Here is a 9,182-nt window from a genome sequence, read left to right on the forward strand (position 1 = left end):
AGCTCGGAGCTTGAGGGCGGCGGCCAGCACGGTCTGGACGTCGTCGTAGGCGACCACCCTGGCCAGGTCGACGGCTGAGAGCCCGGTGTCGGCGGCGATCGCCCCGAGCACCAGCGGGCGGGGCGGCCGGTCGCCCGCCGACCAGTGCGCGACTGCCTCCGGCCAGGCTCGCCGAGCGAGCCTCAGGAGCCCGCGGCCCAGCGAGCGCGAGGTCGCGCGCATCGCGTCGCTCGGGGTCCTGGCAGCCCACGCGGTCTCGGTGGCCGCCAGCGACCCGCGGCCGAGGGCCTGGTGCCGGGCGACGACGGCGGTCGCCGCCTCGGTCCGGGTGACCGTGGCCAGCCGGGTCCGGCAGTACGCCGACAGGTCGGCGGGCGCCAGCCCGTGGGCGATGCCTGGCTCGAGACCCGCGGACTGGGTGTGCCCGGCGGCCGGCAGCCGGGCGTCGGCGAGCAGGAGCGAGAGGGCGGTCATCAGAACATCGAGTAGAGCTGGGCCAGCGGGAGCTCGGCGGCGGGACGCGGCTCGACGAGGTCGCCGTCGACGGTGATCGCGAACGTCTCCGGGTCGACGTCGATCGTGGGCAGCGCGCTGTTGTTGACCATGTCCGCCTTGCCGATGTCCCGGGTCGGGGTGACCGCGGCGAGCCGGCGCCGCAGCCCGAGCCGCTCCGCGAGACCGTCCTCCAGGGCGGCCGGCGCCACGAAGGTCACCGCGTGGTCGCTGCCGTCGGCGTCGACGAGCGTCGGTCGCATCAGCACCGGCTGCGGCGTCGGGATCGAGGCGTTGGGATCGCCGAGCGCGGCCCGCACCAGCGCGCCGCCCTTGATGACGAGCTCGGGCCGGATCCCGAAGAACCGCGGGTCCCACAGCACCAGGTCCGCCAGCTTGCCGACCTCGACCGACCCGACCTCGTGGGCGATCCCGTGCGCGACGGCGGGGTTGATCGTGTACTTGGCGACGTAGCGCCTGGCCCGCTCGTTGTCGGCGGGCAGCGCGTCGCCGAGCGACCCGCGGCGCGCCTTCATCACGTGCGCCACCTGCCAGGTGCGGCACACGACCTCACCGATCCGGCCCATGGCCTGCGCGTCGGACGAGGTGATGGACAGCGCACCCATGTCGTGCAGGACGTCCTCGGCGGCGATCGTCGTCGCCCGGATCCGGGACTCGGCGAACGCCAGGTCCTCGGGAACTCGCGGGCTGAGGTGGTGGCAGACCATGAGCATGTCGAGGTGCTCGGCGACGGTGTTGACCGTGTGCGGGAGCGTCGGGTTGGTCGACCCGGGGATCACGTGGGGGAGCGAGGCGACCTCGATGATGTCCGGGGCGTGGCCGCCTCCGGCCCCCTCGGTGTGGAACGCGTGGATCGAGCGGCCCGCGATGGCCGCCACCGTCGACTCCAGGAAGCCGGCTTCGTTGAGCGAGTCCGAGTGCAGGGCGACCTGGAGCCCGTGCTCGTCGGCAGCCCGGAGCGCGGCGTCGATGGCGGCCGGGGTCGAGCCCCAGTCCTCGTGCACCTTGTACGCCGCCGCGCCGGCCAGGGCCTGCTCGGCAAGTCCCTCCGCGCTGACCGTGTTGCCCTTGCCCATGAGCAGGACGTTGACGGGCAGGTGGTCGAGGGCCCGGTGCACCGCCTGCAGGTGCCACGCGCCCGGGGTCACCGTCGTGGCGCGGGAGCCCTCGGACGGTCCGGTGCCACCGCCTCCGACCGTCGTGATGCCGGTGGCGAGCGCCTCGTGGACCTGGGAGGTCGACAGGAAGTGCACGTGGACGTCGATCGCCCCGGCCGTCAGGATCCGGCCCTCGCCGGAGATGACGTCGGTCGAGGGCCCGATCGCCAGGTCGGGATGGACGCCGTCGGCGATGTCGGGGTTGCCGGCCCGGCCGAGCGCCACGATCCGGCCGTCCCGGATGCCGATGTCGGCCTTGACCACCCCCCAGTGGTCGAGGACCACGACGTTCGTGATGACCGTGTCCGGTGCACCACCCGCCCGGGTGGTGGTGCCCTGGGCCATCGACTCCCGGATGGACTTGCCACCGCCGAAGACGGCCTCCTCCCCGCCGAACGTCAGGTCCTGCTCCACCTCGACCCACAGGTCGGTGTCCCCGAGCCGGACCTGGTCACCGGTCGTGGCGCCGTAGAGCGCGGCGTACTCCGCCCTGGTCAGCTCAGCCATCGGTCCGCTCCCTCACCTGGATGCCGGGGACGACCTGGCGGCCCCGCAGCGCGACGACGGCGACCTCGCGGGACGCCCCGGGCTCGAACCTGCGCGACGTCCCCGACGGGATGTCCAGCCGAAACCCGTGGGCCGCCTCGCGGTCGAAGTCGAGCGCGGCGTTCGCGTCGGGCAGGTGCAGGTGCGACCCGATCTGCACCGGCCGGTCGCCGGTGTTGACGATCACCAGGGTGTGCCGCTCGTCGGCGCCGCGGTCGGCGTTGATCTCGAGCGAGCCGGTCGCCAGGCGCTTGGCTCCCGGCCCCTCCCCGTCCGCCCCGGCGATGGGGTCGTGGATCGTCACCAGCTTGCGGCCGTCCGGGAACGTGGCCTCCACCTGCACGTCGTGCAGCATCTCCGCCACCCCCGGCATGACCTGGTCGGCGCGGAGCACCTGCCGGCCGGACTCCATCAGCTCCGGAACCCCGACTCCCTCGCGGGCCCGCTCGATGACCCAGGTGGACAGGAGCGCGACCGCCTCCGGGTGGTTGAGAAGCACGCCGCGGTCGAGACGGTCCCGGGCCACCATGCCGGCGACCGCCAGCAGCAGCTTCTCGGTGTCGCCCGGGGTGAGATGCATGACGCGACGCTAGGTGCCGCGGGTAACGGCAGTGTTACAGGTCATTGCTACGGGGCGTCGCGGACGGCTTCGGCGACGGGCGTGTCGCCGTTCACCAGGTCCCACTGCCGGCCGTGGGTCCTGTCGAGGCCGAGCACCGCGGCGACCACCGCCGCCACGTCCGCGCGGGTCACGTCACCGCGCGGGACGTCGTGGCCGAGCGTCACCAGCCCGGTGGCCGGGGCGTCGGTCAGGCGTCCGGGCCGGAGGATGGTCCAGTCGAGGCCGCTCTCCCGCAGCGCCGCGTCGGCGTCCCGCTTCGCCTCGACGTACGCCCGCCACACCTCACCGGTGTCCTCCGGGAGAGGGTCGTCGACGCCGATCGCCGAGATCTGCACGAACCGCGAGATCCCCGCCTCCTGGGCGCCGGCCATCGACTTCAGCGAGCCCTCGAGGTCGACGGTCCGCTTGCGCCCCTTGTTGCCGTCCGGGCCGCCGCCCGCGGCGAACACGACGGCGTCACAGCCGGAGAAGGCAACTGCGAACTCCGCCGCGTCGGCCTGCTCGATGTCGAGCATCCGGACCTCGGCGCCGCGTCGCTCCAAGTCGTCGCGGTAGGCCTCGCGGCGCACCAGCGCCACGGCGTCGTGATCGGATCTCCGGAGCTCGACGAGTAGATGTCTGGCCACGTGTCCGTGCCCACCGACGACGGCGATTCGCATGTCGACCACCGTACGCAGCGACGGCTGGGACCCTGGGCCGGGGACCTAGGACGCGGTCGCGGGCGCGAACCGCTTCGGGTTGTCGGGATCGACGCGCAGCCGCACCTGGTCACCAGGCATCGGCCGAGTGCCCATCTCGTAGAGCATGGTCAGCGAACCCCGGTAGCTCCCGGAGCCGTCCGCGGCCGGGATGTCGAGCTCGACCTTGCGCCGGACGTGGATGTTGTTGACGACCGTGGTCATCCGGGTGGGCACCTCGCGGACGACGACCGCCGTGACCAGCCGGCCGTGCTCGTCCAGCCTGATGGCGCTCGTCGCCGCGACCGCGACGGCTACCGCGGCCCCAGCCGCCAGGACCAGCAGGACCAGGGACGCGCCCAGGCTGTAGGGGGCGCCGTAGTGCACGACCCAGGGCAGGAGCGAGCCCATGAACAGCCACCACATCGACAGGTGCCCGACAGGTCTGCTGAGCAGGACGAGGACCAGGACCTGGACGCAGTAGCTGATGACCCAGAGGAGGACCAGCCCTCCTTCCGCGTCGATGTCACCACCGACGCCCGCGGGTGCGTTCGCCTCGAAGAGACCCAGCCGGAGCAGCACGGTCGGAGTGGCCACCACCACCCACCAGCCCGCCATCATGGCGACGACCTGGCCGCTGCGGCTCATCTCGTGAGCGCCTGGACCAGCCGAGCGGCGGGGCTCTCCAGGTTGTACCTCTCCGCCAGGTCGATCACCCGCTGCGGGTCCGGGGGAGTGACCGGGCAGCCGATGCCGCGCCGGTCCAGGTCGAGGTCCCTCGAGACCGCCACCACCTGCGGCGCCACCGCCAGGTAGTCCGCCGCCGCCTTGATCTTGCCGCGTGGACCGGGACCGAGGTCGGCGTCCGGGTCGTCGACGGCGGCGAGGATGCCGGCCATGTCACCGAACCGGTTGAGCAGGGTGGCGGCGGTCTTGTCACCGACGCCCGGCACCCCCGGCAGCCCGTCCGACGCGTCTCCCCGGAGCGTCGCGAAGTCGGCGTACTGGCGTGCGTCGATCCCGTACTTCTCGCGGACCCAGGCGTTGTCCACCCGCTCGTGCTTGCTGACGCCGCGGCCGATGTAGAGCACGCGCACGTCGGCCTCGTCGTCGACCAGCTGGAAGAGGTCCCGGTCACCGGTCACGATGTCGACCGGCTGCCCGGCGTCGGTCGCCAGCGTCCCGATGACGTCGTCGGCCTCTGCGGCGGGTGCCCCGATGACGCAGATGCCGAAGGCCTCGAGGGCCTCGAGGATGATCGGGATCTGCACCTCCAGAGGGTCGGGGACCTCCTCGACGTCCACGGCAGTCGGCCGGGCGGCGACGACCCGGTGTGCCTTGTACGACGGCAGCAGGTCGACCCGCCACTGCGGCCGCCAGTCCTCGTCCCAGCAGCACACCAGGTCGGTCGGCCGGTACTCGCCGACCAGGCGGGCGATCATGTCCAGGAGCCCCCGCACCGCGTTGACCGGGATGCCGTCGGCGGCCGTGATCTCCGGGACCCCGAAGAAGGCCCGGAAGTACATCGAGGCGGTGTCGAGGAGCATCAGCCGACCGGAGCCGGACCGGGTCGTGGTCATCTGCCGCATCCTGTCAGAACAGGTTCTACCCTGAGCCGCGTGACACCGTCCGATCTCGAGCCCACCGATCGCAAGATCCTCGAGTTGCTCGCCGTCGACGGCCGGATGTCCTTCACCGACCTCGGGAAGGCCACCGGGCTCTCGACGTCCGCCGTCCACCAGCGGGTCAAGCGCCTGGAGCAGCGCGGGTTGATCCTGGGCTACGGCGCCACCGTCAACCATGACGAGATCGGGCTGCCGCTGACCGCGTTCATCTCGATCCGGCCGATCGACCCGTCCCAGCCGGACGACTCGCCTGACCGGTTGAGCGACATCCCCGAGATCGAGTCCTGCTGGTCGGTCGCGGGGGAGGAGTCCTACATCCTCAAGGTCCGGCTGAGCACACCGAGCCAGCTCGAGGGCCTGCTCGCCCGGATCCGGGCGGCTGCCAACGTCTCGACACGCACCACCATCGTGCTGTCGACCTACTACGAGAACCGTCCCGTCACCGGAGGGTGACTCAGTAGGCCTGCAGCGCCGCCGTACGCCGCGACGCCTCGGCCATCTCGGCGGCCTTGAGCACCCCGTCGTCGTCACGGGCGTGCTCGGCCCACCACGTCTGACCGGCGGCCGGCAGGGTGTGGATCGGGTCGTAGTAGGCGTAGGTGCGGTTCAGCGCCTCGGGGTCCTCGGCCTCGATCGAGGTCCGGTAGTTCTTGGTCCAGTAGGAGATGCCGCGCTCGGTGTCGTAGTCGGCGAGCTGGTGGACCCACCGCTTCCCGACGAAGGGGACGTCGCAGACGATCCGCGGCGTCGCGAACCCGGGCAGGTAGCCCATGATGTGGTGCTGCAGCCGCTGCGCGTCGGCGACCGAGACCCGCCAGTGCTCCGAGAACGGGATCATGTCGCACATGTAGAAGTAGTAGGGCATGATCTGCGCGCCGTCGAGTAGCCGGAAGCACAGGTCGAGCAGCGCGTGCGGGTCGGCGTTGACCCCGTTGAGCAGCACGCCCTGGTTGCGGACGTCGCGCAGGCCGGCGTCGAGCATCGCGCGGGTCGCGTCGGCCACCAGCGGCGTGATCGAGTGCGCGTGGTTGGCGTGGGTGTGCATGGCGATCGAGACCCCCCGCGCCCGCGCGAGTGCCGCCACGCGGGAGACCCCCTCGACGACGTCGGGCTGCAGCCAGTGCTGCGGCAGGCCCACCAGCGCCTTGGTGGCCAGCCGGATGTCCCTGATGTTCTCGATCTCGAGCACCGCGGTGAGGAACGCCTCGAGCCGCGGCCACGGCATGTTGGCGACGTCGCCGCCGGAGACGACCACGTCGCGCACCTGCGGGGTGCGGCGCAGGTAGTCGAGCATGTCGCCGAGCCGGTCGTTCGGCTTGGCGACGAACTTGAGCTTGTCGATGACCGGCGTCGAGTTGCCCACCAGGTCCATGCGGGTGCAGTGGCCGCAGTACTGCGGGCAGGTGGGGAGCAGCTCCGCGAGCACCTTGGTGGGGTAGCGATGCGTCAGCCCCTCCGTGGCCCACATGTCGTGCTCGTGCAGCGAGTCCCGGGTGGCGTGCGGGTGCGAGGGCCAGTCGGTGCGCCGGTCGGAGAACACCGGCAGCATGTAGTGCCGGATCGGGTCGGCGTAGAACGCCTCCGTCAGCGACCCCGGCCCGGCAGGAGTGACGTGCGGGACCATCGTGTTCATCATCTGCGGGGGGACCAGCATGGACATGGTCGCCCGCTCGTTCTGGTCGCGCTCGAGGTCCGCGTAGAACCGGTCGTCGACCAGGTCGCCCAGGAGCTCGCGGAGCTGCTTGACGTTCTTCACGCAGTGGGCGCGCTGCCACTGGACCGACGCCCAGTCCTCGGCGGTGACCTCGCGCCACCCCGGGAACCGGGTCCAGTCCGGCTCGACGAGCTCGACACGCTGGTAGGGGTAGGGCTGCCCGGTCCCGAGCCCGATGGACGTTTCAATGGTCACTGTGACACTGTAGGTGGACGATCTGCGGTGTGTCCAAGAGCACGCCGCAAATCATCCTGTCCAGATATGTTACTGAGGAGAAACTTCGTGCGCGCCGAGGCAGTTCCGGGTGATCCGACCGGGTTGCACCGGGTCCTGGACCAGCCGGCGGTGCTGCCGCAGGCAGCCACCCGCCTGGACACCCGGCGCGAGCTGTGGCCCGACGAGGTTCGGGTGCGGGTCGAGCGGCTCAACCTGGACGCCGCCTCGTTCCGGCAGCTGGAGCGCACCCACGGAGGCGCCGGGAGCGCCGTCCGGGCACAGGTCCTCGAGATCGTGGCCGAGCGCGGCAAGATGCAGAACCCCGAGACCGGGTCCGGGGGGATGCTCGTCGGCACCGTCGAGGAGGTCGGCCCCACGTCACCGCTCGGTCTGGCGGTGGGGGACCGGGTCGCCACCCTCGTGTCGCTCACGCTCACGCCGCTGGTCATCGAGGACGGGCTGGCCGGCTGGGACGGTCTGTCCGAGCAGGTGCCGTGCGACGGCTACGCCGTGCTCTTCGGCCGCTCCATCGCCGCCCGGATCCCTGACGACCTGCCGGCCGAGCTCAGCCTCGCGGTCATGGACGTCTGCGGCGCCCCGGCGCTCACGCACCGGGTGGTCGGCCAGTACGCCGAGCCGGTCGTGGCCGTGGTCGGCGCGGCCGGCAAGTCGGGTTCGCTGAGCCTGGCCGCCGCGGCGAAGGCCGGCGCCAAGCGGACCGTCGGGATCGTCCCGCACGAGGCGGAGGCGGACCTGCTGCGCGGCACCGGTCTCGCCGACCACGTGGTGGTCGCCGACGCCCGCGACCCGATCGCGACCCGGGACGCGGTGCTGTCGGCCGTCGGGGGGACAGCCGACATCACCGTGGTCTGCGTCGACGTCCCCGGCTGCGAGGGCGGCGCCATCCTGGCCACCTCCTCGGGCGGGACGGTCATCTTCTTCTCCATGGCGACGTCCTTCTCCGCCGCTGCGCTCGGCGCGGAGGGACTGGCCGCCGACGTGACCATGCTGGTCGGCAACGGCTACGTCCCCGGCCACGCCGACTACGCCATGCAGCTGCTGCGGGAGAACGACGCTGTCCGCGGCCTCTTCGAGCGTCGGCTGGTGGACGCATGACCAAGCGAAAGCCCGTCCTGCAGCTCGACCCCGCCGACGTACGCCGGGCCCGCACCCTCGCCCGCAAGGCCGGCCGCCCGATCGTCAAGCTGGCCCAGCAGCACACGACGGTCTCCGTGGAGCGGGCCACTCTTCGGATCGCCGGACTGGCGGGAGCCGACGCTGAAGGCACACCCTGGGTCAACCGGCTCGCCGACGTCGTCCGCGCCGACCTCGACGAGGACGGTGGCCTTGCCCACGGCCTCGCGCTCCCGGTGTGGGACGCGCTGCTTCGGGGCGAGGCGGAGGACCTGGCCACCCTGGCGCAGAAGGCGAGCGCCGGGTCCGTCCGGTTCCGGCTGCCCGAGGGCCGGGACGCCCAGCGCGCGCGGGCGGCCGCGAAACGCCAGGTCGGCGCCGGCATCAAGCTCATCGACAAGCGCCGGGTGGAGCGGGACCGGATGATCGCCAGGATCGGCGACGCCCCGCGCCAGCCGTGGATCTACCTCATCGTGGCCACCGGCGACATCCACGAGGACATCCCCCAGGCGCAGCAGGCCGCTCGCGAGGGCGCCGACGTGATCGCCGTGATCCGCTCGACCGGTCAGAGCCTGCTCGACTACGTGCCGGAGGGCGCGACCCGCGAGGGCTTCGCCGGCACCTACGCCACCCAGGAGAACTTCCGGCTGATGCGGGCCGCCCTCGACGAGTCCAGCAAGGAGCTGGGCCGCTACGTGCGGCTGACCAACTACGCGTCGGGTCTCTGCATGCCCGAGATCGCGGCGCTCGCCGGCCTCGAGCGGCTCGACATGATGCTGAACGACTCGATGTACGGGATCCTCTTCCGCGACATCAACCCGGTGCGCACGTTCGTCGACCAGCGGTTCAGCAGGCAGGTCCACGCCCGCGCCGGCATCATCATCAACACCGGCGAGGACAACTACCTGACCACGGCCGATGCGGTCGAGGCCGCGCACACGGTCACGACGAGCCAGCTGCTCAACGAGTACTTCGCCA

The 9,182-nt window shown here is 71.9% G+C and carries 10 protein-coding genes; 3 read left to right on the plus strand and 7 right to left on the minus strand.

All coding sequences use genetic code 11. The annotated features are described in order from the left end of the window. The 6 genes from JHD21_RS17545 to JHD21_RS17570 form a co-directional block, all read right to left on the minus strand. Nucleotides 1–474 (minus strand): urease accessory UreF family protein (locus JHD21_RS17545; RefSeq protein WP_292677793.1); only part of this gene is annotated, 474 nt, incomplete at its 3' end. After that, nucleotides 474–2,177 carry an urease subunit alpha gene (locus JHD21_RS17550; protein WP_292677795.1) on the minus strand — a complete coding sequence of 568 codons (1,704 nt, stop codon included), beginning with the start codon at nucleotides 2,175–2,177 and terminating at the stop codon, nucleotides 474–476. The genes JHD21_RS17550 and JHD21_RS17545, both read right to left, overlap by 1 nt. Continuing rightward, nucleotides 2,170–2,796: an urease subunit gamma gene (locus JHD21_RS17555; RefSeq protein ID WP_292677796.1), complete on the minus strand. Its 627-nt coding sequence runs from the start codon at nucleotides 2,794–2,796 to the stop codon at nucleotides 2,170–2,172. Before JHD21_RS17555 ends, JHD21_RS17550 begins: the two co-directional genes overlap by 8 nt. A 47-nt stretch (nucleotides 2,797–2,843) precedes the next feature. Continuing rightward, on the minus strand, nucleotides 2,844–3,497 hold the full coding sequence (locus JHD21_RS17560) for an SDR family oxidoreductase (protein WP_292677798.1): 654 nt from the start codon (nucleotides 3,495–3,497) through the stop codon (nucleotides 2,844–2,846). A gap of 45 nt (nucleotides 3,498–3,542) precedes the next feature. Continuing rightward, a complete protein-coding gene (locus JHD21_RS17565; RefSeq protein WP_292677801.1) occupies nucleotides 3,543–4,163 on the minus strand; it encodes a hypothetical protein in 621 nt (206 codons plus the stop codon). Beyond that, the gene (locus JHD21_RS17570; protein ID WP_292677803.1) at nucleotides 4,160–5,095 is read right to left on the minus strand and encodes a 5'-3' exonuclease; all 936 of its coding nucleotides are present in this window, start codon (nucleotides 5,093–5,095) and stop codon (nucleotides 4,160–4,162) included. Before JHD21_RS17570 ends, JHD21_RS17565 begins: the two co-directional genes overlap by 4 nt. A gap of 39 nt (nucleotides 5,096–5,134) precedes the next feature. Here JHD21_RS17570 and JHD21_RS17575 point away from each other — a divergent pair, with 39 nt between their 5' ends. Further along, nucleotides 5,135–5,593, plus strand: a complete 459-nt coding sequence (locus JHD21_RS17575) for an Lrp/AsnC family transcriptional regulator (protein WP_292677805.1) — start codon at nucleotides 5,135–5,137, stop codon at nucleotides 5,591–5,593. 1 nt (nucleotide 5,594) lies between these two features. Here JHD21_RS17575 and JHD21_RS17580 read toward each other — a convergent pair whose 3' ends face one another. Then, nucleotides 5,595–7,049 (minus strand): lysine 2,3-aminomutase, encoded by a 1,455-nt coding sequence (locus JHD21_RS17580; RefSeq protein WP_292677807.1) that lies wholly within the window; start codon nucleotides 7,047–7,049, stop codon nucleotides 5,595–5,597. An 87-nt stretch (nucleotides 7,050–7,136) separates the two neighbouring features. Between JHD21_RS17580 and JHD21_RS17585 the strand changes: the two genes are divergently transcribed. Next, entirely contained in the window at nucleotides 7,137–8,186 is a 1,050-nt protein-coding gene (locus JHD21_RS17585) for an L-erythro-3,5-diaminohexanoate dehydrogenase (protein WP_292677809.1), read from the plus strand. After that, on the plus strand, nucleotides 8,183–9,182 hold a 1,000-nt coding region (locus JHD21_RS17590; RefSeq protein WP_292677810.1), incomplete at its 3' end, for a lysine 5,6-aminomutase subunit alpha. The genes JHD21_RS17585 and JHD21_RS17590, both read left to right, overlap by 4 nt.

It is taken from the genome of Nocardioides sp. (assembly GCF_016462705.1).
Taxonomy (GTDB): domain Bacteria; phylum Actinomycetota; class Actinomycetes; order Propionibacteriales; family Nocardioidaceae; genus Nocardioides.

Excerpts from the sequence above, each read along its gene's own strand:
- JHD21_RS17555 (WP_292677796.1), bottom strand. The coding sequence starts at position 2,796 with ATGCATCTCACCCCGGGCGACACCGAGAAGCTGCTGCTGGCGGTCGCC.
- JHD21_RS17560 (WP_292677798.1), bottom strand. The coding sequence starts at position 3,497 with ATGCGAATCGCCGTCGTCGGTGGGCACGGACACGTGGCCAGACATCTA.
- JHD21_RS17570 (WP_292677803.1), bottom strand. The coding sequence starts at position 5,095 with ATGACCACGACCCGGTCCGGCTCCGGTCGGCTGATGCTCCTCGACACC.
- JHD21_RS17565 (WP_292677801.1), bottom strand. The coding sequence starts at position 4,163 with ATGAGCCGCAGCGGCCAGGTCGTCGCCATGATGGCGGGCTGGTGGGTG.
- JHD21_RS17550 (WP_292677795.1), bottom strand. The coding sequence starts at position 2,177 with ATGGCTGAGCTGACCAGGGCGGAGTACGCCGCGCTCTACGGCGCCACG.